Source organism: Bradyrhizobium sp. BR 10289, assembly GCF_019455385.1.
In the GTDB taxonomy this organism is placed as follows: Bacteria; Pseudomonadota; Alphaproteobacteria; order Rhizobiales; family Xanthobacteraceae; genus Bradyrhizobium.
The window spans coordinates 169,385-192,249 of record NZ_JACOFR010000001.1 but is presented as its reverse complement, the minus strand read 5'-3'; the positions used below and the strand labels follow the sequence as shown (position 1 = coordinate 192,249).

The 22,865-nt window shown below is 64.6% G+C and carries 23 protein-coding genes and 1 tRNA gene; 6 read left to right on the top strand and 18 right to left on the bottom strand.

From position 1 onward, the window contains the following. Positions 1-273 precede the first annotated feature (273 nt). The 3 genes from HYH08_RS00915 to HYH08_RS00905 all read left to right on the top strand — a co-directional run bounded on the left by HYH08_RS00915 (position 274) and on the right by HYH08_RS00905 (position 5,229). The gene (locus tag HYH08_RS00915) at positions 274-1,446 is read left to right on the top strand and encodes an efflux RND transporter periplasmic adaptor subunit (RefSeq protein ID WP_220007858.1); all 1,173 of its coding nucleotides are present in this window, start codon (positions 274-276) and stop codon (positions 1,444-1,446) included. Continuing rightward, the gene (locus tag HYH08_RS00910; RefSeq protein WP_220007857.1) at positions 1,443-4,589 is read left to right on the top strand and encodes a multidrug efflux RND transporter permease subunit; all 3,147 of its coding nucleotides are present in this window, start codon (positions 1,443-1,445) and stop codon (positions 4,587-4,589) included. Before HYH08_RS00915 ends, HYH08_RS00910 begins: the two co-directional genes overlap by 4 nt. A gap of 64 nt (positions 4,590-4,653) precedes the next feature. Next, a complete protein-coding gene (locus tag HYH08_RS00905; RefSeq protein ID WP_220007856.1) occupies positions 4,654-5,229 on the top strand; it encodes an invasion associated locus B family protein in 576 nt (191 codons plus the stop codon). A 19-nt stretch (positions 5,230-5,248) separates the two neighbouring features. Here the strand turns inward: HYH08_RS00905 and HYH08_RS00900 are convergent, their stop codons facing one another. The 6 genes from HYH08_RS00900 to HYH08_RS00875 all read right to left on the bottom strand — a co-directional run bounded on the left by HYH08_RS00900 (position 5,249) and on the right by HYH08_RS00875 (position 10,548). Next, positions 5,249-5,968 carry an ABC transporter ATP-binding protein gene (locus HYH08_RS00900; protein WP_220007855.1) on the bottom strand — a complete coding sequence of 240 codons (720 nt, stop codon included), beginning with the start codon at positions 5,966-5,968 and terminating at the stop codon, positions 5,249-5,251. Further along, the gene (locus tag HYH08_RS00895) at positions 5,965-6,732 is read right to left on the bottom strand and encodes an ABC transporter ATP-binding protein (protein ID WP_220007854.1); all 768 of its coding nucleotides are present in this window, start codon (positions 6,730-6,732) and stop codon (positions 5,965-5,967) included. The genes HYH08_RS00900 and HYH08_RS00895 overlap by 4 nt, the downstream gene beginning before the upstream one ends. Continuing rightward, positions 6,722-7,693, bottom strand: a complete 972-nt coding sequence (locus HYH08_RS00890) for a branched-chain amino acid ABC transporter permease (protein WP_220007853.1) — start codon at positions 7,691-7,693, stop codon at positions 6,722-6,724. Before HYH08_RS00890 ends, HYH08_RS00895 begins: the two co-directional genes overlap by 11 nt. Then, complete coding sequence (locus tag HYH08_RS00885; RefSeq protein WP_220007852.1) at positions 7,693-8,556, bottom strand: branched-chain amino acid ABC transporter permease; 864 nt, start codon at positions 8,554-8,556, stop codon at positions 7,693-7,695. Before HYH08_RS00885 ends, HYH08_RS00890 begins: the two co-directional genes overlap by 1 nt. Positions 8,557-8,622: 66 nt before the next feature. Then, on the bottom strand, positions 8,623-9,876 hold the full coding sequence (locus HYH08_RS00880) for an ABC transporter substrate-binding protein (RefSeq protein WP_220007851.1): 1,254 nt from the start codon (positions 9,874-9,876) through the stop codon (positions 8,623-8,625). Positions 9,877-10,185: 309 nt separating this feature from the next. After that, positions 10,186-10,548, bottom strand: coding sequence for a DUF1428 domain-containing protein (locus HYH08_RS00875; protein ID WP_220007850.1), 363 nt, complete (start codon positions 10,546-10,548; stop codon positions 10,186-10,188). A gap of 270 nt (positions 10,549-10,818) precedes the next feature. Here HYH08_RS00875 and HYH08_RS00870 point away from each other — a divergent pair. Next, positions 10,819-10,892: transfer RNA gene (locus HYH08_RS00870), tRNA-Gln, on the top strand. Positions 10,893-10,944: 52 nt separating this feature from the next. Here HYH08_RS00870 and HYH08_RS00865 read toward each other — a convergent pair. From HYH08_RS00865 to HYH08_RS00830, 7 genes are all read right to left on the bottom strand, one after another. Continuing rightward, complete coding sequence (locus tag HYH08_RS00865) at positions 10,945-11,148, bottom strand: hypothetical protein (RefSeq protein ID WP_220007849.1); 204 nt, start codon at positions 11,146-11,148, stop codon at positions 10,945-10,947. Positions 11,149-11,298: 150 nt separating this feature from the next. After that, positions 11,299-11,619, bottom strand: a complete 321-nt coding sequence (locus tag HYH08_RS00860) for a hypothetical protein (RefSeq protein WP_220007848.1) — start codon at positions 11,617-11,619, stop codon at positions 11,299-11,301. A gap of 64 nt (positions 11,620-11,683) precedes the next feature. Further along, positions 11,684-12,100 carry a hypothetical protein gene (locus HYH08_RS00855; protein WP_220007847.1) on the bottom strand — a complete coding sequence of 139 codons (417 nt, stop codon included), beginning with the start codon at positions 12,098-12,100 and terminating at the stop codon, positions 11,684-11,686. 374 nt (positions 12,101-12,474) lie between these two features. Continuing rightward, positions 12,475-13,512 (bottom strand): 4-hydroxythreonine-4-phosphate dehydrogenase PdxA, encoded by a 1,038-nt coding sequence (pdxA, locus tag HYH08_RS00845; RefSeq protein ID WP_220007846.1) that lies wholly within the window; start codon positions 13,510-13,512, stop codon positions 12,475-12,477. After that, on the bottom strand, positions 13,509-14,615 hold the full coding sequence (locus tag HYH08_RS00840) for a four-carbon acid sugar kinase family protein (RefSeq protein WP_220007845.1): 1,107 nt from the start codon (positions 14,613-14,615) through the stop codon (positions 13,509-13,511). The genes pdxA and HYH08_RS00840 overlap by 4 nt, the downstream gene beginning before the upstream one ends. After that, positions 14,612-14,758, bottom strand: a complete 147-nt coding sequence (locus tag HYH08_RS00835) for an FAD-linked oxidase C-terminal domain-containing protein (protein ID WP_220008358.1) — start codon at positions 14,756-14,758, stop codon at positions 14,612-14,614. The genes HYH08_RS00840 and HYH08_RS00835 overlap by 4 nt, the downstream gene beginning before the upstream one ends. A 28-nt stretch (positions 14,759-14,786) precedes the next feature. Then, positions 14,787-15,707, bottom strand: a complete 921-nt coding sequence (locus tag HYH08_RS00830) for a dihydrodipicolinate synthase family protein (RefSeq protein WP_220008327.1) — start codon at positions 15,705-15,707, stop codon at positions 14,787-14,789. A gap of 334 nt (positions 15,708-16,041) precedes the next feature. Here HYH08_RS00830 and HYH08_RS00825 point away from each other — a divergent pair, with 334 nt between their 5' ends. Continuing rightward, on the top strand, positions 16,042-16,758 hold the full coding sequence (locus HYH08_RS00825) for a DUF3750 domain-containing protein (protein ID WP_228747478.1): 717 nt from the start codon (positions 16,042-16,044) through the stop codon (positions 16,756-16,758). A 15-nt stretch (positions 16,759-16,773) separates the two neighbouring features. Here the strand turns inward: HYH08_RS00825 and rnz are convergent, their stop codons facing one another. Further along, positions 16,774-17,676 carry a ribonuclease Z gene (gene rnz / locus HYH08_RS00820; RefSeq protein ID WP_220008326.1) on the bottom strand — a complete coding sequence of 301 codons (903 nt, stop codon included), beginning with the start codon at positions 17,674-17,676 and terminating at the stop codon, positions 16,774-16,776. Between the two features lie 54 nt (positions 17,677-17,730). Beyond that, positions 17,731-18,741: a zinc-dependent alcohol dehydrogenase family protein gene (locus HYH08_RS00815; protein WP_220007843.1), complete on the bottom strand. Its 1,011-nt coding sequence runs from the start codon at positions 18,739-18,741 to the stop codon at positions 17,731-17,733. Positions 18,742-18,824: 83 nt separating this feature from the next. Here HYH08_RS00815 and HYH08_RS00810 point away from each other — a divergent pair, with 83 nt between their 5' ends. Next, entirely contained in the window at positions 18,825-19,172 is a 348-nt protein-coding gene (locus HYH08_RS00810) for a MerR family transcriptional regulator (protein WP_220007842.1), read from the top strand. 24 nt (positions 19,173-19,196) lie between these two features. On the opposite strand, the gene HYH08_RS00805 is transcribed toward HYH08_RS00810, so the two are convergent. Genes HYH08_RS00805 through HYH08_RS00795 form a run of 3 tightly spaced genes read right to left on the bottom strand, consistent with a single transcriptional unit; the run spans position 19,197 to position 22,821 of the window. Next, positions 19,197-20,180: an antibiotic biosynthesis monooxygenase gene (locus HYH08_RS00805; protein ID WP_220007841.1), complete on the bottom strand. Its 984-nt coding sequence runs from the start codon at positions 20,178-20,180 to the stop codon at positions 19,197-19,199. 10 nt (positions 20,181-20,190) lie between these two features. Next, positions 20,191-21,588, bottom strand: a complete 1,398-nt coding sequence (gene guaD / locus HYH08_RS00800) for a guanine deaminase (RefSeq protein WP_220007840.1) — start codon at positions 21,586-21,588, stop codon at positions 20,191-20,193. 15 nt (positions 21,589-21,603) lie between these two features. Next, positions 21,604-22,821: a multidrug effflux MFS transporter gene (locus HYH08_RS00795; protein ID WP_220007839.1), complete on the bottom strand. Its 1,218-nt coding sequence runs from the start codon at positions 22,819-22,821 to the stop codon at positions 21,604-21,606. Between the last annotated feature and the right edge of the window lie 44 nt (positions 22,822-22,865).

The window sequence follows — 22,865 nt, the reverse complement described above, 5'->3', positions numbered from 1 at the left end:
GGCGCCTTGCCCGCAAACCCGGTTCGCGCCGCCCACACCGTCTGCGAGTGCTGCCTATTTCTTGCACGCTGGTGGCTCGCAGCGGGAAAATGCAGCACTGCACACCGGCGCGCCAGAGCATTGCCTAGGCAGTGCAAAGCTTTCCAATTGTTTAGGATTCTCAGCCGATAGTGCTGTTTACACTGGAACTTGGCGTGTAATATACAAGGCGCGCTGGAACCCTATGATTGCCCTTCAATTCATAGTTTTGGGCATACGAGCCAACGAGCCGATATGAAAAAATCACGGCCGATCCTCTGGATTGTCGTCATCGCGGCCGTGGCCGGCGCGGGTTACTACGGTTGGCAGAAATACGGCTCCGCAGAGGCCGGAAAAGCCCAGACAGCACAGAAGGGCGCGCCGCGCCCGTCCGCGATTCCCGTGAGCGTTGCGCCGGTCCAGAAGGCCGATTTTCCGGTCTACCTGACCGGTCTGGGAACGGTTGCCGGCTTTAACACCGTACAGGTCCGAAGCCGGGTTGACGGCCAGATCGACAAGATCGCATTCACCGAAGGCCAGATCGCCAAGGAAGGCGAGCTTCTCGCCTCAATCGATCCCCGCCCCTACCAAGCCACGCTCGATCAGGCCAAGGCCAAGAAGGCGCAGGATGAGGCGAATCTGGCCAACGCCAATCTCGAGCTCCAGCGCGCCATGAAACTCGGCGAATTCGCCACCGCACAGCGGGTCGACACCCAGCGCTCCACGGTTGCCCAACTCACCGCCCAGATCGCCGCCGACGAGGCTGCGATCTCCAACGCGCAGACCCAGCTCGACTACACCCAGATCAAGGCGCCGTTCACGGGAGTCGCAGGACTCCGTCAGGTCGATGTCGGCAACATCGTCAACGCCTCCTCGCAGACAGGCATCGTGACGATCTCGCAAGTCGAGCCGATTTCCGTGATCTTCACCGCGCCCGAGGATCAGCTGCCTTATATCAGCGAAGGCCAGAAGGCAGGCGCTCTCAAGGTGATTGCGTTCACCACGGACGGGAAAAAGACGCTTGCCGAGGGCAAGCTTGCCGTCATCAACAACCAGGTCGACACGACCAGCGGGACTATTCGGCTCAAGGCGGTGTTCGACAACAAGGACCACGCGCTGTGGCCCGGGCAGTCGGTTTCGACCCGCCTTCTGGTCCGGACGCTCAAGGATGCGACCGTGATTCCAGATGACGCGGTTCAGCATTCGACCAATGGCCTCTACGCCTATACCGTCAATCAGGACAACAAGGCCGAAGTGCACAAGATCAAGGTCAGCTACGGCATCGATGGACGATCGGTCGTCGATGAAGGCTTGAGCCCTGGTCAGCAAGTGATCACCGGCGGTCAATTCAAGGTCCAGCCCGGCAGCCTCGTCTCGACGGCGGTGGCAAGCTCGGATCCGGCCCAGAGCAAGGTACGACAGGAATGACCGAGGGCGGGATTTCGGCACCTTTCATCCGTTATCCCATCGGCACCTCGCTGCTGATGGCCGGCATTCTCTTCGTCGGTCTCGTCGCCTATCCCCTGCTTCCGGTCGCACCGCTGCCGCAGGTGGACTTCCCGACCATCCAGATCACGGCCAATCTGCCGGGCGGCAGCCCGGAGACGATGGCCTCGTCGGTGGCGCAGCCGCTGGAGCGCCAGTTCGCCCAGATCCCCGGCATCGCCCAGATGACCTCGACGAGTTATCTCGGCACCGCCTCGATCACCATCCAGTTCGACCTCAACCGCAGCATCGACGGCGCCGCCAACGACGTGCAGGGCGCCATCAACGCCGCCAGCGGCCAGTTGCCGAAGAACCTGCCCTCGCCGCCGACCTATCGCAAGGTGAACCCGGCCGACGCGCCGATCCTGCTGCTGTCGGCAACCTCGGAGACGCTGCCGCTGACCAGCGTCAGCGACGCGGTCGACGCCCAGCTTGCCCAGCAGATCAGCCAGCTCTCGGGCGTCGCGCAGGTCTTCATCGGCGGCCAGCAGAAGCCGTCCATCCGCATCCAGATCGACCCGGCGAAGCTCGTCGCCAAGGGCCTGTCGATGGAGGACGTGCGCAGCCAGATCGCGATCACCACGGTCGACAGCCCCAAGGGCAATATCGACGGCGAGAAGCGCGCCTATACGATCTACGCCAACGACCAGCTCACCCAGTCCAAGGACTGGAACGACGTCATCATCGCCTATCGTAACGGCGGTCCGTTGCGAATCCGCGACATCGGCCAGGCCGTCAGCGGCGCCGAGGATGCCAAGCAGGCAGCCTGGGCCAACGGCAAGCGCGGCGTGTTCCTGGTGGTGTTCAAGCAGCCGGGCGCCAACGTCATCGAGACCGTCGACCGGATCAAGGCGACCCTGCCCCGCCTCGTGGCGGCGATCCCGCCCGCGATCAAGATCGAGGTGATCAGCGACCGCACCACGACGATCCGCGCCGCGGTCGAGGACGTGCAGTTCACGCTGCTGCTGACCATCGGCCTGGTGGTCATGGTCATCTTCATCTTCCTGCGCAGTTTCTGGGCGACGGTCATCCCCACCATCACGGTTCCCCTGGCACTGCTGGGCGCATGCGCGCTGATGTGGGTCTGGGGCTATTCGCTCGACAATCTGTCGCTGATGGCGCTCACCATCGCGGTCGGCTTCGTCGTCGACGACGCCATCGTGATGCTCGAGAACATCACGCGCTATATCGAGGAGGGCGAATCGCCGATGGCGGCGGCCTTTCGCGGCTCCAAGGAAATCGGCTTCACCATCGTCTCGATCTCGATCTCGCTGGTCGCCGTGCTGATCCCGCTGCTCTTGATGGGCGGCATCATCGGCCGCCTGTTCCGCGAATTCGCGGTCGTGCTGGCGATGACCATCTTCGTCTCGATGTTCGTGTCGCTGACGCTGACGCCGATGATGGCCTCTCGCTTCCTGCGCGCCCATGGCGAGGTCACCCACGGCAGGTTCTACCAGTGGAGCGAGGCCGCCTTCGACGCCATGCTGCGCGGCTATGAATATGTGCTCGACCATGCGATGGCCTGGCGCCGCACCACGCTGACGATTTTCTTCGTCACGCTCGGCCTTTCAGTCTATTTGTTCATCCTGATCCCGAAGGGCTTCTTCCCGCAGCAGGACGTCGGCCTGATCACCGCGACCTCGGAAGCCTCCCAGGACATTTCGTTCAAGGAGATGCAGCGCCGCCAGGTCGAGCTCGGCAAGATTGTGCAGGACGATCCGGACGTCGCTTCGGTGGCAATGAACATCGGCGGCAGCGGCCGCGCCGGCAACAACGGCAACATGTTCATCACGCTGAAGCCGCGCGACGAGCGCGAGGCCTCCGCACAGCAGATCATCGCGCGGCTGCGTCCCAAGCTGGAGAAGGTGTCCGGCGCCCGCCTCTACATGCAGGCGGCCCAGGACGTCCGACTCGGCGGCCGGCCGACGCGCACGCAGTTCGAATTCACCCTGCAGGACGCCGATCTCGCCGAGCTCAACGACTGGGCGCCGAAGATCCTGGCCAAGATGGCGACGCTGCCGGAGCTGCGCGACGTCGCCACCGACCAGCAGACCCAGGGCACCACGGTCCAGCTCAAGATCAACCGCGACACCGCCTCGCGCTACGGCATCCAGCCGCAGCTGATCGACGACACGCTGTATGACGCGTTCGGACAGCGGCAGGTGACGCAGTATTTCACCCAGCTCAACACCTACAAGGTGATCCTCGAGATCCTGCCGGAGATGCAGGGCAACCTCGACAGCCTGAACAAGCTCTACGTGAAATCGCCGCTGACCGGCGAGCAGGTGCCGCTGTCGACCTTCGCGAGCTGGAGCACCGATCCGGTCCGCCCGCTCTCGATCAGCCATCAGGGCCAATTCCCGGCGATTACGATCAGCTTCAACCTCGCGCAAGGCGTCGCGCTCGGCCAGGCCACCGAGGCCGTGCAGAAGGCGATGGCCGATCTCGGCGCGCCGCCGACGCTGAACTCGAGCTTCCAGGGCACCGCGCAGGCGTTCCAGCAGTCGCTCGGCACCGTGCCGCTGCTGATTCTCGCCGCGCTCGTCGTGGTCTATCTGATCCTCGGCATCCTCTATGAGAGCTACATCCATCCGATCACGATCCTGTCGACACTGCCCTCGGCCGGCGTCGGCGCGCTCGCGATCCTGATGGCGGCCGGCTTCGAGTTCAGCCTGATCGCGCTGATCGGCGTCATCCTGCTGATCGGCATCGTGAAGAAGAACGGCATCATGATGGTCGACTTCGCGATCGCCGCGGAGCGCGACCAACACAAGACGCCGGAGCAATCGATCCGCCAGGCCGCGCTGCTGCGCTTCCGCCCCATCATGATGACGACGATGGCGGCATTGCTCGGCGGCGTACCCCTGATGCTGGGCCACGGCACCGGATCCGAAATCCGCCAGCCGCTCGGCTACGCCATGGTCGGCGGCCTGATCGTCAGCCAGGCGCTGACGCTGTTCACGACGCCCGTCGTCTATCTCTATCTCGACAGGCTCAACAACTGGTTCTCCGCATGGGGCCGTTCGGACGACGACGAAGGCCACGAAACGCCCGCGCACGGCACCGTCAAGGAAGCCGCCGAGTAAGCTTGCGCCGCGGCTCCCGCGACGCTACAGCGGGGCCCTCGGTTCACGCCAACGCGGTTTCGCCATGCTCATGCAATCCAGACTTGTCGCCCTCGCCGCCGCGCTCCTGTTGTCGACGGCCGCCGCGTATGCCCAGCAGGGCGCCAAGAAGAACGCAAGCCCGCCTCCTGCTCCGGCCGCGCAGCCCGCGCCCGCCCCGACGCAAGCGCAAGCTGACGGCGCACCGGCGCAGCAGGCCGGCTGGGTCGTGCGCTGCACCAGCGTCAGCCGCGATGCGCCGCTCGAATGCGCGATGGAGCAGAACGCGGTGCTGACCAAGACCGGCCAGACCATCGTGCTGATCAACATCCGCATCGCGCCCGACACCCGCACGCCGGTGGCGCTGCTGCAATTGCCGCTCGGCCTCAATCTGCCCGTCGGCGCAAAACTCCAGGTCGATGAGGGCAAGGCGGTCGACCTGCAGATCCAGACCTGCGAGAACCGCGGCTGCTACGCCTCGGCGCCGATCGCGCCGGACCTGCTGGCGGCCTTGCGCTCCGGCAAGCAGCTGAAAGTCTCCTTCCAGAACATGAGCAAGGAAACGATCGCGATCCCGATGCCGCTCGGCGATTTCGCGGCGGCCTATGACAAGATCAAGTAAAGATCAGCCTCTCTCCAGGTCAATCCACGCCGAGATAGGCCTTCTGCACCTGCGGATCTTGCGCGAGCGCGGCGGCCGTTCCCGACAGCACGCTCTTGCCGACCTGGAGCACCGTCGCAAAGTCCGAGACCTCCAGCGCGAGCTCGATCGACTGCTCGGCGAGCAGGATGGTGAGCCCCTCGCGATGCAGGCGGCCGAAGGTCTCGTACATGGACTCGACCACGGCCGGCGCGAGGCCGAGCGAGGGTTCGTCCAGCATGAGCAGCTTCGGATCGCTCATCAGCGCGCGGCCGACCGCGAGCATCTGCCGTTCGCCGCCGGACATGGTGCCGGCGCGCTGGTTGCGGCGCTCCTTCAGGCGCGGAAAAATTTCGTAGACGCGCTCCAGCAGCCCCGCCTGGCGCGACCTGTCGTGCAGCGGCGTCGCACCTAACATCAGATTGTTTTCGACGCTCTGCTGCACGAACAGCCGCCAGCCCTCCGGCGACAGGGCGAGCCCCTTGCGCACAATGGAAAAGGCCCTCTCGCCCGCGATCTCCTCGCCGCGAAAGCTGATCGAGCCGGAATGCACGGGAATGAGCCCGGCGATCGCGTTCAGCGTCGTGGTCTTGCCGCCGCCATTGGAGCCGAGCAGTGCGACGACGCTCCCCTCAGGCACCTCCAGCGACACGTCGGAGACGCCGATGAGGTCGCCATACCGCACCTCGAGATGCTCGATCCGCAGCAGCGCGCCGCTCATAGGTCCGGCCCGCCCATCAATTCGACCGGCGTATGACCTGCGGCGGCCTTGGCCGCGCGCTTGCCGAGATAGGCTTCGATCACGGCCGGATTTGACGTGACCTCGCGCGGCGAGCCGCGGGCGATCTCCTTGCCCTGGTGGAACACCATGACGCGGCTCGCCAGCGACATGATCACTTCCATGATGTGCTCGACGATCACGAGCGTGATGCCGGAACGGTGGATGTCGCGGACCAGATCGATCGCGAGCTTCACCTCATGCGCATTGAGGCCGGCCATGGCCTCGTCGAGCAGCAGCACCTTTGGTTCGGTCGCAAGCGCGCGGGCGATCTCCAGCCGCTTGCGGCCGGGCGTGCCGAGCGAGCGCGCCGGTGCGTCCGCAAGCCTGCTCATGCCGACGCGCTCCAGCACGGCGCGCGCTTTGCGGTCGGCCTCGTGGCGATGCGCGGTGCGCAGGAAGGCGCCGATCATGACGTTCTCGAGCACCGTCATGCCCTCGAAGGTCTGCGGCACCTGGAAGGTGCGGGCGAGCCCGAGAGCGGCGCGCTGCTCCGGCGCGAAATCAGTGATGTCGCTGCCCTCGAACAGCACGCGGCCCGCGGTGGTCTTGAGGTCGCCGGTGAGGCAGTTGAAGAACGTGGATTTCCCGGCGCCGTTCGGGCCGATCAGGCCGAGAATGTCGCCCTGCTCCAAGATCACGGAGGCATCGTCCACCGCCTTGAAGCTGCCGAACGCCTTGGTGATGCCGCGCGCCTCAAGGAGCATGGCCGGCTCCCGCATCCTTGTTGGGCTTGCTGCGCCCGGTGAACAGGCTGAGCAGGCCGCCGGGCTGGAAGCGCGCGATCAGCACGATGATCGCGCCATAGACCACGAAGGTGAGGCCTGCGCCCTTGCCGCCGAGCCAGCTGTTGGAGACCTCCTCGAGCGGCACGAGGATCGCAGCGCCCACCAGCGGCCCGAACAGCAGCCCTGCCCCGCCCAGCGCCGCCATGATCAGGATCTTCACCGAGATCAGGATGCCGAGGCCGGACTCGGGATCGACGAAGCCGAACATCATGGCATAGAGCGCGCCGGCGACGCTCGTCAGCGCCGCGCTCAGCATGTAGGCGTAGAGTTTCGTGCGGCTGGCGGGAGCGCCGAGCGAACGCGCCGCGCGCTCGGAATCCCTGATCGCGCGCAGGTAAAACCCCATCCGGCTGCTCGTCATCCACCAGGTGACGAGCAGCGTGATCACGAGGACCGCGAGGAAGAGATAGTAATACGGCAGCGACGACAGAAACGAGAGATCGAAGATGTTGCGGGGGACTGTCGGACCGGAGAGACCGACGGCCGCGCCCAGCCACTCGGTATTGGTCACGATCAGCCGCATCGTCTCGGCCACCGCGATCGTCGCCATGCTGAAATAATGGCCCGACAGCCGCAGCGTCGGCACGCCGATGATCGCCGCGAGCCCCACCGCGAGCACGATGCCGCCGGGGATTCCGAACAGCGGCGACAGGCCGAATTTGGCGTAACTGCCCATCGCGGCGTAAGCACCGCAGCCGAAGAACACGACGTGGCCGACCGAGACCTGCCCGGCATAGCCGCCGACGATGTTCCAGGCCGAGGCCGCAATGGCGTAGAGCAGCACCAGCGCGCCGAGGCGCTGCTGGAACGGCGAGGACAGCAGCAGCGGATAGGCAATCGCAAAGGCGGCGACGACCGAGAGCCAGATCCAGCGCCGCATCACATCTTCCCCATCAGGCCCTGAGGCCGGAACCAGAGGAACAACAGGAACAGGACGTAGACCACGATGTCCTTGTAGATCGCGCCGATCAGATAGCCGGACAGCGACTCGATGACGCCGATCAGCAGGCCCGCAACCAATGCGCCCGGCACGCTGCCGAAGCCGCCGAGCGAGACCGTGACGAAAGCGACGATGCCGAGCGTCTCGCCGACCGTCGGCACGATGTAGAAGAAGTTTGCGATCAACGCGCCGGCAAGACCGGTGGCGCCGGCCGCGATGCCCCAAGCGATCGCCTGCATGGTGTCGGGGCGGATGCCCATCAGCTGGGCCGCGGTCTGGTCCTCCGCCACCGCCAGCATCTTCGAGCCGAGCGACGTGCGGGTCAGCAGCAGATGCAATCCGAGCGTCACCAGCAGCGCGACCACGCCCGCCAGCAACCGCGAGGCCTCGATGCGCAGGCCCGCAAACGCATAGGTGCCGCCAACAATGTCCTGCGGCATCGAGAGAAAATTGGCGCCGAACCACCAGAACACCGAATAACGCAGCAGCAGCGCGAGCCCGAACGTGCCGAGGATCTGCGCCAGCATCGGCCCCTTCATGATGTCGCGGATCAGCGCGAAATAGACCACGACGCCGAGCGTCGCGAGCACCAGGGTCGCGAGCGGCGCCCCCAGGATCGGCCCGCCTCCCATCAATGTGTAGACGACATAGGCGACGTACATGCCGAGCATGACGAAATCGCCATGCGCGAAATTGACGATGTTCATCATGCCCCACACCAGCGTGAGGCCGGAGGAAAACAGGGCGTAGACGGCGCCCAGCAGAAGCCCGCCGACGATCACCTGCACGAGAACAAAGGACATGAGCCGCGTTGCTCTGATCACATGGCGTCAAAAAAAGCGGGACTGAACGCCCCGCCTTCGAAAATCTCACCAGCCCTTGTAGGGCAGCACCGGCGCCTTCTCGGCATTGGCCTTGGGCCAGACGGCGGTGTAATTCTCGCCGTCCTGAAGCTGGATGATGAGGCCGGAGGCGAGCACGTTCTGGCCCTTGTCGTCGAACTTCACGCCCTTGTAGCCCATCATCAATTGCTCGGGCTTGAGATCCGTCGCCTTCAGTGCCGCCTGGATTTTTGCGGGCTCGGTCGAGCCGGCGCGGTCGATGGCGTCGGCCAGCACGAAGAAGCCCTGCATCTGGCGGGCGACGGTGTCGTCCATCTCCTCACCGCTCTTCTTCTTGTACATGTCGGCGATGATGGCGGACGGCGAGCCCGACGGCCCGACCGCCCAGGACGAGCGATTGAACACGCCTTGCGAAATCTTGCCGACCGCCTTGATGAAGGACGGATCGGAATAGCCGGCATCGTCGGCGAGCAGGATCGCCGGCTTGTAGTCGAGCGACTGCATGGTCTTGGCGAACAGGATCGCATCCGACGTGTAGCTGATCATGATGATGACATCGGGCTTCTTGTCCTTGAGCTGGAGCACCTGGCCCTGCACGTCAGTCGCGTTGACGGGGTAAGCGACGTCGAGCGCGATCGGCTGGCCCTTCTCCTTGAAGGCGCCGGCGATCGTGTTGGCGACCGAGGTGCCGTATTCGGTGTTGTCATGGACCAGCGCGATCGCATCGGTCTTGGCGCCGGTCGCCTTCATGTCGGCGAGGAAATCGGTGTAGATCCTGGCGAAGTCCGTGGCGATCGGCGTGGTGCGGAAGAACCATTTGAAGCCGCGCTCGGTGAGATTGGCGGCGACCGATTCCGAGTTCAGATAGGGAATGCCGTATTTCTCGGCGATCGCGCTCGAGGTCAGCGTGATGCCGGACTGATAGGCGCCGAACACGGCCGCGACTTTATCCTCTGTGATCAGGCGCAGCGCCTGGTTCTGCCCGGTCGCCGGGTTGCCCTGGTTGTCCGCGATGACGACCTCGATCCTGGCGCCACCGAGGCCGGCAAGGCCTGCGTTCTTCGCCAGCGGCAGATTGCCGAGCTCGGGATGGGCGTTGTTGATGATGTCAGTCGCGACCTCGAGCGCCGCCTTGGCATGCGCCCCGATCGAGGCGGTGCCGCCGGACATCGGCAGGATCACGCCGATCTTGACGACCTTGTCCTGTCCTTGCGCATTCGTGCCGAGCGCAAGCGACATCGCGGCCGCGCAAAGCAGCCCCATGACGTGCTTCAAATTCATGAAATCAGACCTCCCAAAGGGTTTCCCCAACCAAGATTTTTTGGAAGCTGTGGCGAGCCGCCCGCTTCCGCTTGTTTATGCCTGGCAATGAGAGGATGGCATGCCGGCCGGAGGCCGGCAAGGTGACGGATTGTGGCGATGCTGCATAGGGGAGCAGCGAGGACGCGCGCCGCGTTCTATCTGGTGTCGTTCAATAAGAAAAAGACAACTGCAGGCAGTCGTAGCCGGCATGAAGCAAGCGGAATGCGGGAGCCGCGCCCCGGATTTCGCTTGCGCTCCATCCGGGCGGGTCCCATCGGTCTACCTCGCTCAACTGATAATTTCGCCCGCCCGCAGCAGCGTCGTGAAGCCGCCATAGATCATGCGCTTGCCGTCGAACGGCATGTCGGCGCCGGTGAGCCGCGCGTCCGCCATCACCTTCTTGTTGACGACATCGCGCATCGCCCGGTCGCGATAGACGATCCAGGAGAACACCACGACCTCGTCCTCTTTCGCCATCACCGCGCGCGGAAACGAGGTCAGCTCGCCATAGGGCACGTCATCGCCGATGCATTCGACATAATCGAGCGCGCCGTGCTCCATCCAGACCGCGCAAGCCGTTTTCGCCAGGGCCTTGTAGGCCTCGATCTTGTCCTTCGGCACGGCCAGCACGAAACCATCGACATAGGGCATCTGCGGATCTCCTTGGGTTGGGTATCCCAAGGACGACGGGCCGCGCGGCGATCCGACCCGGACGAGATGATTTCAGATGAGGCAAACCGTCGCGAGGCGCGGTGTCCCAACGCGCGCCAAAAGGTCAACAGCTCCGTGCAGCACGGCGCTTGCCAGCCCAAGGCCGAGCGGGTAGAACCCTGCCACGCCTCAGCCGTGATTTGCGCCAAACGCGCTTCCGGCCGCGGTCGAGCAAATCAGTAAACTATTGAATTTGTTCGACTATTCCGTTGGGGAATGGTGTAACGGTAGCACAACAGACTCTGACTCTGTTTGTCTTGGTTCGAATCCAGGTTCCCCAGCCAATTCCGGCGTTTTCCCAGAGCCTTCCTGCCCGAAATCGGTGCCGCGTTCCGGCTAATCCGGCGCGAGCGTGGCGAGGCCGGCTTCGACGATCGTGATCTCCTCGCTGACCTGCGCGATCGCCTGCCCCGGATCGATACCGGTGACGGACACCAGCTGCCGCAGCAAATCCTGCCGGTGCGACAGCAGCTCGTGAAGCGCAGCGCGATCGTTCAGCCGGACGAATCCTTCGACGATCAATTCAAGGGAACGGGACATCGTACTCTCAAGACGGGTTACTCTTCGGATATCCAAAATATCCTGATCGGATGCCCCTGTGCGCACGACGTCATGTCAACCTTGACCGGTAAGGATAACGTTTCGGCCCAAGCCGCAATGGGGCCGGATCGCGCCCCTTCTCCGGACCTGCTAGTGCGGGCGCCCGATATTGACGACGATCTCGCCCCTGCAAGTTGCGACCATGACCTGACCGTATTCGTCCTGCGGCGGGCTTTCCTCGTACCGCAGCGGGATTGTTGTGATCTCCTCCGGCGCCGTGCCGGCCGGCCGCTCGGCGTCGACGTCGAGGATCAGGATTTTCGGATTGATCCCTTGGGGCGACCGCCGGGTCAGTCGGGCATGCCAGCCATTGGTGGGTACCCGCACGTCACCAACCATAACCAGCCTGGGCGGCCCGCCCGGCGCACGGTCGATCCAGGCCTTGAAGGTGTTTCTCAGCAGGACAGTCATGACGCGTCCCTCCTATGCCAGGTTGCGGATCTGCTGACTAAGCCAGAGCGCAAGTCTTCCACCTTCAGGCACGAGCGGCGTCGATCACAACCACAGCCGGGGCGCCCAGCGCCTTCACGACCGGCAATTTTTCCGCCCCACCGGCGGCCTGCGCAGCCATTGCAGCCTTTTGAATATCCGGAAAGCTCTTCTTCATGAACGCGTCGATGAAGTCCGTACCGGCATATCCCTCCGCCAGGATGTCCATTAGAGGTTGGCTGTCGGTCGCATCCGGCTTGAGCGCCAGGCCCGCAAGGACGCCGGCCGTGAAGCCCCTGACCACCGACCAAGAAAAAAAGATCAGTCGACCATGGTTTTGAAGGCGACGTTCAGGCCACTCGCCTGATCGTTCACTTTCTTCGTCCCTCTGACCGCTCGAAGACATTGGCCGATTATTCCCATTCCGCCGCAGGAGATGAATTGCCCATTCAGTGCTCGTCATGCTCGTCTCCCTCGTCAAATGAACTCGGTCGCTTTCGAACATTTGGTGCGGGCGCGATTGGGGCGCGCCTCGACAACGGATGCAGCCTAACCCGACGAGACGAAGCGGATCGTGAATTGACCGTGAATTCGTGCAAGTGGCCCGAAACCGCACGTTTGCCTTCGGCATCTCGCTCAAGCCCTTGTAGGGAAGTGCACTATCCTGATGCCGGTCATCTGCTGGAACAGCTTGCCGGCGAGATGCTGCGAGGTGCCGACGCCGGCAGATTCGAAGGAGACCCGCCGCAGCCGTGATCGTCCCGTTACCGAACTCCAGGATGGTCGGGCGTTAAATTTCGATGGGCATGAAAGCGTTGGTCGTATCTGGGCTCGATCTCATGACCTCGATGCGGAGCCGCCGGCCGCCAGCCGCTCGGCATAGTCGATGGCCTCGATCAGGCTGTGCTCGTTGGCGATGCCCTTGCCGGCAATGTCGAAGGCGGTGCCGTGATCGACGGAGGTGCGGATGATCGGCAGGCCCAGCGTGATGTTGACGCCGGAGAGCTCCTGCCAGCGGCCGGTGGCGGGATCGACCTGGAAGCCGAGCAGCTTGACCGGGATATGCCCCTGGTCGTGATACATTGCGACCGCGGCATCGTACTGGCCGGCGCGCAGCTTGACGAAGATGGTGTCGCCGGGCACCGGGCCGACGACATCGAGACCGTCCGCGACCGCTTTCGCGATCGTCGGCGCCGACACGTCGATGTCCTGCCGGCCGAACAGGCCGCCCTCGCCCGCATGCGGATTGAGCGCGGCGATCGCGATCTTCGGCTTGGCGATGCCCAGACGAAGCAGCGCATCGTTGGTGAGGTCGATCACCATGCGCAGGCGCTCCGGCGTCAGACGCTTCGGCACGTCCTCCAGCGCGACATGGGTCGAGACATGGCTGACGCGCATGTTGCCATGGGCAAGCAGCATCACCGAGCCGCGCACGCCGGTGAGATGCGCCAGCATCTCGGTATGCCCCGGGAAACGGTAGCCGGCCTTGTTGAGCGCTTCCTTGTTGAGCGGCGCGGTGACGATGGCCCCGGTCCGGCCGGCTTGCGTCAATCGCACGCCCTGCTCGATCGCCTTGTAGGCGAAGCGGCCGCCATCGGCACTGAGCACGCCCGGTTTGATCGGATCACCTTCGGCGTCGGCTTGCAGGTAACAGAGATTGGGCCAGTCATGGTCGTCGGCCGTCACTTGCGGGATCGCAACGTCGGCGCCGAGCGCGGCCTTGGCGCCGTCAAGCGCAGGGCCGCTGCCGATGATCAGCAGGCGCAGATTGCCGCGCGCGATCCGGTCCTTCAGCCCGACACAGGCCTTGACGATGATCTCCGGCCCGATCCCGGCGGGATCGCCCATAGTGATGGCAAGATGGCGAGAGGTCATATCGGACGCTCCATTCTGATCAGTTGATTGTCCCGGAGCAGGTCGCGCCACAGCTCCCTCGAACCGAAGGCGCCGGACTTCGAGATAACATCGACGCCGGCCCAGCGGCCGCCTTGCAGCACCGAGCGCGGCAATCCCGGCACGATGCGCCCCGTCACCTGGAGCGCGTGCGCCCCGAGCGCAACGCATACGGCCTTCAGGGTTTCGCCGCCAGCGACGATCAAGGTGCCGGGTGGATCGAGTGTCGTCATCAGCGTGGTGAGCTCGCGCGCGATGCGCCGCGCCGCCTCGGTGCGCGACAGGCCCTCCGCGAGCGCGAATTTCACCAGCGCCACGCCGTCGTCGGCCAGCTTGCCCTGGACCCGCGCCCCACCCTCGCCCTCGGCAAGCGCGATGGTCGCATCGCCACAAGCGGCCAGCTGGGCAGCGGTCGCGGCCTGGTCGGAGCCGAACAGCCCGAGCACCGGCAGCTTCAATTGCGACGGCGCGGCAGTGCCGTGGCCACGGGCAAGCGCGCCGGCTAGCCCTCCGCTTCCGCACCAAAGCAGCGGCCCCGGCATGCGCCGCGCCATTTCGACGACGCGGTCGAGATCGAGATCGCTCTCGGCATCGAACACCTGAACGCCGCCTTGGAACAGCGTCTTCGCAGATCCCTGCCGCGCCTCGATGCCTTCTTGTCTCAACTGATCCAGCAGATTGTCGCCGACGCGATGCCACTCGCCCTGCACCGTGCGGGCGAACTGCTGGCCGCCGACGGTGCGGCGTCCCTGATAGTCGAAGGCAGGCGCGACGACACAAGACGCCCAGGGGCCGCTGCGCAGGCAGGCGCCAAGCTCGGCCGCCCAGGCACCCCGCAAAAGACTGTCGACCTTCTTGTAGGCGATCGACGCGCCTTGAAGCTGCGACGCCAATCGTCCGACGATCTCGACGCTCTCGGCCTTCGAACGTTCACGGGTGCCGCTGTCGATCGCAAGGCTGCCGGACGCCTGCATCGCCGGCGTCTCCGGCCAGGTGACGTCGAACGGGCCGCACAGGCCGACGAGCTCCGCCGCGGTGTCGAGCGCACCGGTGAGGTCGTCGGCGAGCAGGCGGACGCTCGTCATCGCTGCACGCCTCCCGCGGCAAAAGTCTTGCCCGGATTCATCAGCCCGTGCGGATCGAGCAAATTCTCGATGCCGCGCATCAGCACGATGTCGAGCGGATCGGCGACGATCGCGACGAGCTTATCCTGGAAAGAATTGGACATCGGCTTCGCCTCGTCGTCCGCAATTAATCTAGGCCGAGGCTGCGAACGCAGCGGCATTCGCCAGCAGCGTTTTCAACTGGTCGGGCTGCAAGGACTCCAGCGGCGGCCGCAGGCGCTGCCATCCGGGATGCTTGGTGCGATCGGCCGCCAGCGCCTTCAGCGAGGCCATCTGCGGAAATTGCGTGACCAGTTCGCGGGCCTTCACGATGCGTGCCTGCGCCGCCTTGAGCGCCGGATCGTCATCGCTATCGCCGAAGTGCTTGAAGACATAGGCAAGACTGCGCGCGACGATATTGGAGGTCGCGGTAATGCAGCCCCCACCGCCCTTGCGCAGCAGCGGCAGCATCAACGCGTCGGCGCCGCCCAGCACCGAGAATCCGGGGAAGCGCTCCACCATCGCAGTCATGTTGGCGAAGTCGCCGGACGAATCCTTGATGCCGGTGAATGTCGCGGGATATGTCCTGCGCAGGCGTTCGATCAGCGCATGCGAGATCGGCTGCGCGGACATCTGCGGATAGTGATAGAGAACGACCTTCAGACGCGCATCGCCGATCCGCTGCACCACTTCGCTGTAGGAAGCGAAAATGCCGTCATCGGTGACGTTCTTGTAGTAGAACGGCGGCAGCATCACCACGGTGTCGACGCCGACCGAGAGCGCGTGGCGCGTCAGTGCGATGGTTTCGGTCAGCGCGGCAACTCCGGTGCCGGGAAGCAGCCGCTGCGGCGCGATGCCGGCGGCAACGACCGCCTCGAGCAGCGCCATGCGTTCGGCGACCGAGAAGGAGTTTGCCTCGCCCGTCGTGCCGAGCATCGCGATGCCGTCGCAGCCCTCATCGAGCAGATAACGGCAATGCGCGACGAAGCGTGCGTGATCGGGCGCGAGCTCGGCGTCGAGCGGCGTCAGCGCGGCGGAAAACACGCCATTTGGATGCAAGGACTGGGGATGCAGCGATGATGAGGGCAAAACTTCCTCCGATCGTCGGGACGACGCTGTTCGGAATGCGAACATTTGTTGTAATCTGACTTGTTGGTAAGATTACGGTGCCGCCGCGTCAAGGACGACAGCCGCCATGGCGGGGGCATTCGAGCATGGCCAGGGCTCAAAGCAAGGCCGCAACGCGCATAGCGGCGATGCCGCGACTGATGCAAGTGACGCCGAAGGTGCCGGACCTCGCGATCAAGCCGGGATTGTCGGGTTGAGAAAGGTTGCTCGCGACCTATATCATCAGCGCATCCTTCCGAAACTCGATCCCGCCTTGCGAAAAGCCGTGCTTATTTTTTTCATGTTCCTATTCGTGCCGATCGGCGTCTCGGCCGCGCGGTATTACTGGTTTGGAGATGGTCGCGGCAATTGGCAGACCGCGGACCGCTCCAGCGCCGGTCTGCTGCGTCCGGCCTCATCTCATCCCGATGCGCTGATCCGGATCTACGCCGCGCGAACGGTGCGGTGGCGAAGCATCTTCGCCGTCCACACATGGATCGTCGTCAAGGAAAAGGACGCGGCCAGCTACAGCCGATACGATTACACGGCCTGGGGCGAACCGATCCGGAGCAACGGCTTCGCTCCCGATGGACGATGGTTTGGCGCCCTGCCGGAAACCGTCGTCGCGGTGGACGGACCACAGGCCGAACTTCTCATTCCCAGGATTCGATCGGTCATCGAGACCTACAAGTTTCGCACCTATGGCGACTACAGCGCCTGGCCGGGGCCGAACTCGAACACTTTCGTCCAAGCCGCCCTGAATGCCGTGCCCGAACTTCGTGCGGTTCTGCCGCCCACCGCCATCGGCAAGGACTATCCCTATTCCGGGCAGTGGATCGGCCTCACCGCCTCGCGCACCGGCCTCTATGTTTCGCTGTCCGGCTATCTCGGTCTGACCCTCGGCTGGGTCGAGGGGCTCGAGATCAATATCCTCGGCGCTGTGCTTGGATTCGACATCAGGCGTCCCGCCCTCAAGCTACCCGGCGTCGGTCGCCTCGGTGTCGCGGCCGGGCTGTAACGCCTGTCATGATCCTCAGACAACGATGTGATCGAAATCCACGGCAATCCGTGTGTTCGGAAAGATCCTCGTCGCCTCGGCGAGAATCTCCGCGTCCTCGTAGCGCCCGGACATATGGACCAGCATGAGCTGCCCGACATTGTTTGCGGCCGCAAACGAAGCTGCCTCCGCGGCGGTGAGATGGCCGTAGTCCCGCGCGATCGACGCGTCGCGATCGAGGAACGTCGCTTCGATCACCAGCATGTCGGCGTCGGCGACCTGTTGCGAAAGTCCCGCGGTGGTCTCGGTGTCGCCGATCACGATGAGCTTCTTGCCGCCACTTGGCGGCCCCAGAACGTCCTCCGGATCGATCGTTCGCCCGGCGATGACGACCGGCCGCCCCGCGGCCAGTTCGCCCCGCATCGGCCCGTCGGGAACACCAAGGTCTGAAAGACGATCGGACAGCAGATGACGGCGCGCGGGGCTCTGGAAGACGAAACCAAAACTATCGGTGTCGCGATGGCGGACCGGAAAACAGCCGACGGTGAAATCGCCGGCCTCGATAAACCGCCCTTCGGTCAGCGCCGCGAACTGCACCGGGATCGGCGCCCGGCCCTCACCCCAGATGCCCGCGAGCATGCGGATGACGATATCGAGCGTCTCCGCGCCGCCATGAATGGTCATCATTTCGGAGCTCTGGCGCAAGCGCAGTGTCGAGAACAGGCCGGGGATGCCGAGCACGTGATCGAGATGAGCATGAGTCAAGAGGATGCGATCGAGCCGCCGGAAGCCCGCGCCACTGCGCAGCAACTGACGTTGCGTGCCCTCCCCGCAATCGACCAGGATGCGCTGACCGGCCGCTTCCACCAGGAGAGCCGGATGGTTGCGTTCCGCCGAGGGAACGCTGGCCGAGGTCCCGAGAAATGTCAGGGCGAACATCATCTCCACCTGTCGAGAGTTGGGGAGCTTTGCCGCCCTGACTCGTCTGAGGCCTTATAGTTTCACGACGATCTTGCCGAAATGTGAGCCGGTCCGGAGATAGGCAAACGCTTCCGGCGCGTCGTCGAAGTCGTACACCCGATCGACGATCGGGTGGATTGCCTTGTCGGTCAAGAAACGATTCATCGCCGCGAAATGTTCGGCCGATCCGACGGTAACCCCGATGATATCGGCGTTCTCCCACTGCAGGCGCGCGAGGTCGGGCTTTGGGCCGAACCCTGTCAAAACACCGATCTGGACGATCTTGCCGCCTGAAGCGACCGATCGCAACGACCGGTCATAGGTGCCGGGACCGCCGAGTTCGAGGATATGGCTGGCGCCTGCGCCATCCGTCGCCTTCATCAGGGCGACATCCCAGTCGGGCGTGTCGCGGTAGTTGATGAGGATCGAGCCACCCAGCGCCCTGGCGCGAGCGAGCTTTTCATCCGAGGATGATATCACGATCGCACGTGCGCCGAGCGCCGCGGCGAATTGAAGACCGAACAGCGCGACGCCACCTGTTCCCTGGACCAGCAGCGTGTCGCCCTTGCCCATCCCGCCCCGCGCGATAAGACCATGCCAGGCCGTCACGCCGGCGCAGGGCAAGGTCGCGGCTTCGATCAGGGTGAGGTGCGCCGGCACGGCGACGAGCGCCGTTTCCGGCAGAACGACATATTCGGCCAGCATGCCGTCGGTCGTGTTGCCGCCGAGGGACGAGGCAACATAGCTGCTCCTGAACGGCCCTGAAATCCAATCGCGGAAAAACGATGCGGCGACGCGGTCCCCGACCTTCCACTGCGCGACGTTGGAGCCGACGGCGTCAATGACCCCGGCGCCGTCGGAGAGCGGCACGCGGCCGTTGAGCTCGCCTCCACCGACACGGTCGAGGATCAAAAGGTCGCGATAATTCAGACTTGCTGCTTCGACCCGGATGCGGACCTCGCCACGCGCGGGCTCGGGTTTGCCGACATCGACCTGCACAAGGCCGCGGGCACCGGGATGGTTGTTCAGATGGTAGGCTTTCATCGTCGCTCCTCCGCATGGTTGTTCACATGGGCGAGCACAGCTTGTAAGGTCTGACAGCACTGTCAGGGTCAAGAGGTTTTTCAATGAAGATTGGCGAACTCTCCCGCAGGACGGGAGTCAGTGTCCGGATGCTGCGCTATTACGAAGCCGAGGGACTGCTTGCGCCACAGCGTACCGGTTCCGGTTATCGCGACTATGGCCTGCCGGAAGAGGAAACCGTTCGGCGGATCAAGATGCTCGGCGCGGCCGGGATGACGCTCGAAACGATCCAGCAATTGCTTCCCTGCGTGCGCAACAACGATCCGGAATTCACCCCGTGCAACAATCTGCGAAAAATACTGGCCGATCAGGTCAGCCTCATCGACGAGCGCATCGAGACGCTCAGCCAGAGCCGGACAATCCTGGCGAGCTTCCTGTCGAGCGTGAACTGATCGCGATATCGCGAGCTGAGGGCCTCAGCGTCCCCAATGCCATGCGAGCAGCAGCGCGTACAGGCCCATTGACGCCGCATAGAGGGCGGCAAGCAGTGCGTAGCCCGCGATCTGGCGGCCGATCGCTGCCTTCGGCGTCACCCACCAGTCGAGCGCCCTGAAGGCGGCGGGCACGAGCCACCAGCCGAGCAGCTGGGTGCTGACGAGATTGCCGACGAACAGCGACAGCCAGACCGGGACGCCGTGACTGTCGATCAAAGGGTGGCTGATGAAAAAGCCCCAGAGGTAGACCACGGGATAGAGCACCAACAGGACAATGAGGTTGCTCTTCCAGATCAGCGTAGCGCCCTGCTTCGGCGCCTGCGTCTTGCCAGCGGGGAACCAGAAATTGAAACCGTAGCTTGCACGCTTCACGTTCACACCGACGTTGAAGCGGGCCCCTTCCTCAAGGAGCGTCTGCCGCGTCGGCGAGTCGAGCCATGCATTGAGATTGGCATCGCTGTCGAACGACAGGATGATGATCCATTCGTCGTGCAGGCCCGGGATCGGCCGCTCGATCTTGTGGCGCAGGAAGCCCTTGAACTCGGCCTCCGCGGCCTGGATGCGTTGCTGCCATGTCAGGAACGCGTCCTCCAGCCCGGCAGGCACCTTGAAGGAGATCACGGCAGAGACCGCGCTGTCGCGCTGCACGCCGGTATCGGGCAGGATATGGACATCCTCCGAGCCGACGAAGTGGCGCTGGATCTCCGCGATCAGCTTGGCCCGCACCTCGCTCTGGAGCCAGGCGCGCGCTGCCGCTGGGCTTGCGAACCGCACGATCGTCACCCAGTCCACATGCGCGGGCGGTTGCGGCGGCACCACCTCCTGGCCGAGGAAGCCGGGCCAGGTCTTGAGCACCTCGCCGACCTCGCCGTTCCAGCGCGCGAACGCGGCAAAGCCGTCGTCCGCGATGCGGCGCTGGATGACGAGGGCGACCGGCTGGCCGGCTCTGTCGGGTGATCCGTTCATCGCGTCCGTTTCAGCTCTTCTTGTAGAGACGCTTGCCCATCACCCAGGTCTCGTCGACGCAGCGGTCGTCGCCGACCATCATGACGGCGAACAGCATGTTCGCGGCCTCGTCGACCGTGCGCGGACCCGCGCCGTCGGCGACCAGCGACTGGTGCCAGGGCTGCGCCAGCTGGCCGGCATTCGGATCGAGCGCAACGAAGTCGGCCTCCTTGCCCGGCTCGAAATTGCCGAGCTTGTCGTCGATGTAGAGGCCCTCGGCACCGCCGAGCGTGACCGACCAGAAACCGCGATACGGCGACAGCTTGTTGCGCTCGGCTTCCGCGAGGTCCTTCCGCGCAGGGTCGATGCTGCCGTCGAGCATGGTGTTGTTGCACATGCCGACCTTGTAGGCGTCGTCCAGCACGGAGATCATCGAGAAGCGGTTGCCGCCGCCGACGTCGGTGCCGAACGACATCTTGACGCGATGCTCGGGATCGGTGGCGCGGCCGAGACGGAACAGGCCGCTGCCGAGGAACAGGTTCGAGCACGGGCAGAACACCACCGCCGCGCCCTTCTTCGACATCCGGCGGAATTCGTTGTTCGAGAGATAGACGCCGTGGCCGCCGGAGAATTTCGGACCGACCAGGTCGAACTTCTCGTAGACGCCGAGATAGTCCTGGCAATCGGGATGCTCGACCAGCACGCCGCTGCACTCGGCCGGGTTCTCGGAGATGTGGGTGTTGACCCAGCAATCCGGATGCTCGTGCTTGAGGCGCTGACAGGCTTTCAGCAGCTCGGGCGAGGCGCCGAAGGCGAAGCGCGGCGTGATGGCGTAGAGGTTGCGGCCCTGGTTATGGTACTGCGCGATCAGCCGCTTGCTGTCGCGATAGAAATTCTCGGGCGTGTCGATGAATTCGGCCGGTGCGTTGCGGTCGATCCCGGTGAGGCCCGCGATCACGCGCATGTTGCGGCGCGCCGCTTCCTCGAACAGCTCTTCGGTCGAGACCGGCGAGGAGCTGGTGAAGGCCTGACACGTGGTGGTGCCGGCGGCGAGCAGCGCATCAAGGAAACGCTTCACGCCCTCGCGTGCGTAGTTGCGATCTTTGTACTTGATCTCCTCGGGATAGATCGACTTCTGCAGCCACGGCAGCAGCTGCTCCCCATAGGCCCCTAACACGCGGGTCTGCGGCAGATGGATGTGGCCGTCGATGAAGCCGGGCAGGATGATGCGGTCCTTGATATGCGTGACCTCGACGCCCGGATGTGCCGCGGCGATCTTGTCATGGGGGCCGAACGCCTTGATGACGCCGTCGGTGACGACCATGAGGCCGTCCTGGTGAAAGCGGGCGGCGGCCTGCTCGTTGCCGATGTGCTTCCAGGGATCGTCGACGAAGTCGAAGAACGTGCCGCGAATGCCAACAGTGGTCATGATCTCAATCCTTCCTTAAGTCTGTGTGGCCTGGCGCGCTGAGGGCAGCGAGATCGCGAGCAGCATGCCTGCGACGGCGCAGAGGCCGAGATAGAGCCATCCGATCGGCGCTTGCGTCGCTTCCGGCAGCACCGCCGCGATCGCCATGGCGCCGCTGACGGCGAGATAGCAGAGCGCGCTGATGAGGCCGCCGATCAGGCCGTGGTCGCGCTCGAACAGGCCGAGCGCCATGCCGTACATCATCGGGCACAGCACGCCGCAGCCGCCGAGCACCAGTGCGCCGCCGATCGTGATCGACGTGACATCGAGTCCGAGCGTCATGCCGGTTGCGGTCAGGACCGCGGCACCGGCGAGAAACAGCGCGAAGGCGCCGAAGCCCATCGCCCGGGCCGGCATGAGCTGCGCAAAGTGCGCGCAGCCGAGCTCGCCGGCGAGATTGACGCCGCCAAGGCCGAGCGCGACGAGGCCGTAGATCGCCGCGGAATAGCCGAGGCCGGTCTGGTAGAAGAACGGCGCGACGACACCGAAGGCCAGCTGCGCGCTGGCCGCCGCGGCGAACACCAGCACGAAGGCGAGGAAGCCGGGACGGACCAGCGCATCGCGCAGGATGCCGGCGGTGCGGCGCGGATCGAACGGCGCCCGCCGCTCGGCCGGCAATGTCTCGGGCAGCAGGAACACGACGATCGCGGCGACGGTGGCAGCAGTGATCGCAATGATGACGAAGACGCCGCGCCAGGACGTCAGCTCGACGATGAAGCCGCCGGCGGCCGGCGCAAGCACGGGTGCCAATCCCCAGGCCGCTCCCAGCAGGCCGGAGATCGCAGTGAGCTCACGGCCGCGAAAGCAATCGGCCGCGACCGCATAGGCCACGACGAGACAGGTGCAGCCGCCGATCCCTTGCAGGAAGCGCAAGCCCAGCAGCAGCGAGGCGCTGGTGGCGAGCGCGCAGGCGATGCTCATGGCGATCAGCACCGACAGGCCCGCGAGCAGGACGTTGCGGCGGCCGAGCGTGTCGGAGGCGATCCCGACCGGGACCAGCGCGAGACTCATGCCGAGCATGTAGGCGGTGACGGTGTTCTGCATCGAGGCGGAATCGGTTGCGAGGTCCACCACCATCTGCGGCAGGCCCGGCGTATAGGCATCGAGCGGAATCTGGCTGAATGGCACGACGCACAGCAGGATCGGCACGATCCCACTCCTGGCGCGACCGGCGTCCGAAGCTAGTGCAGTCATGGCTTACGCCCCCTCGAAGTCCGCCCCGTCTTTTCGTGCGCGCA

Excerpts from the sequence above, each read along its gene's own strand:
- HYH08_RS00915 (WP_220007858.1), top strand. The coding sequence starts at position 274 with ATGAAAAAATCACGGCCGATCCTCTGGATTGTCGTCATCGCGGCCGTG.
- HYH08_RS00910 (WP_220007857.1), top strand. The coding sequence starts at position 1,443 with ATGACCGAGGGCGGGATTTCGGCACCTTTCATCCGTTATCCCATCGGC.
- HYH08_RS00905 (WP_220007856.1), top strand. The coding sequence starts at position 4,654 with ATGCTCATGCAATCCAGACTTGTCGCCCTCGCCGCCGCGCTCCTGTTG.
- HYH08_RS00900 (WP_220007855.1), bottom strand. The coding sequence starts at position 5,968 with ATGAGCGGCGCGCTGCTGCGGATCGAGCATCTCGAGGTGCGGTATGGC.
- HYH08_RS00895 (WP_220007854.1), bottom strand. The coding sequence starts at position 6,732 with ATGCTCCTTGAGGCGCGCGGCATCACCAAGGCGTTCGGCAGCTTCAAG.
- HYH08_RS00890 (WP_220007853.1), bottom strand. The coding sequence starts at position 7,693 with ATGCGGCGCTGGATCTGGCTCTCGGTCGTCGCCGCCTTTGCGATTGCC.
- HYH08_RS00885 (WP_220007852.1), bottom strand. The coding sequence starts at position 8,556 with ATGTCCTTTGTTCTCGTGCAGGTGATCGTCGGCGGGCTTCTGCTGGGC.
- HYH08_RS00880 (WP_220007851.1), bottom strand. The coding sequence starts at position 9,876 with ATGAATTTGAAGCACGTCATGGGGCTGCTTTGCGCGGCCGCGATGTCG.
- HYH08_RS00875 (WP_220007850.1), bottom strand. The coding sequence starts at position 10,548 with ATGCCCTATGTCGATGGTTTCGTGCTGGCCGTGCCGAAGGACAAGATC.
- HYH08_RS00865 (WP_220007849.1), bottom strand. The coding sequence starts at position 11,148 with ATGTCCCGTTCCCTTGAATTGATCGTCGAAGGATTCGTCCGGCTGAAC.
- HYH08_RS00860 (WP_220007848.1), bottom strand. The coding sequence starts at position 11,619 with ATGACTGTCCTGCTGAGAAACACCTTCAAGGCCTGGATCGACCGTGCG.
- HYH08_RS00855 (WP_220007847.1), bottom strand. The coding sequence starts at position 12,100 with ATGACGAGCACTGAATGGGCAATTCATCTCCTGCGGCGGAATGGGAAT.
- pdxA (WP_220007846.1), bottom strand. The coding sequence starts at position 13,512 with ATGACCTCTCGCCATCTTGCCATCACTATGGGCGATCCCGCCGGGATC.
- HYH08_RS00840 (WP_220007845.1), bottom strand. The coding sequence starts at position 14,615 with ATGACGAGCGTCCGCCTGCTCGCCGACGACCTCACCGGTGCGCTCGAC.
- HYH08_RS00835 (WP_220008358.1), bottom strand. The coding sequence starts at position 14,758 with ATGTCCAATTCTTTCCAGGATAAGCTCGTCGCGATCGTCGCCGATCCG.
- HYH08_RS00825 (WP_228747478.1), top strand. The coding sequence starts at position 16,042 with ATGTTCCTATTCGTGCCGATCGGCGTCTCGGCCGCGCGGTATTACTGG.
- rnz (WP_220008326.1), bottom strand. The coding sequence starts at position 17,676 with ATGTTCGCCCTGACATTTCTCGGGACCTCGGCCAGCGTTCCCTCGGCG.
- HYH08_RS00815 (WP_220007843.1), bottom strand. The coding sequence starts at position 18,741 with ATGAAAGCCTACCATCTGAACAACCATCCCGGTGCCCGCGGCCTTGTG.
- HYH08_RS00810 (WP_220007842.1), top strand. The coding sequence starts at position 18,825 with ATGAAGATTGGCGAACTCTCCCGCAGGACGGGAGTCAGTGTCCGGATG.
- HYH08_RS00805 (WP_220007841.1), bottom strand. The coding sequence starts at position 20,180 with ATGAACGGATCACCCGACAGAGCCGGCCAGCCGGTCGCCCTCGTCATC.
- guaD (WP_220007840.1), bottom strand. The coding sequence starts at position 21,588 with ATGACCACTGTTGGCATTCGCGGCACGTTCTTCGACTTCGTCGACGAT.
- HYH08_RS00795 (WP_220007839.1), bottom strand. The coding sequence starts at position 22,821 with ATGACTGCACTAGCTTCGGACGCCGGTCGCGCCAGGAGTGGGATCGTG.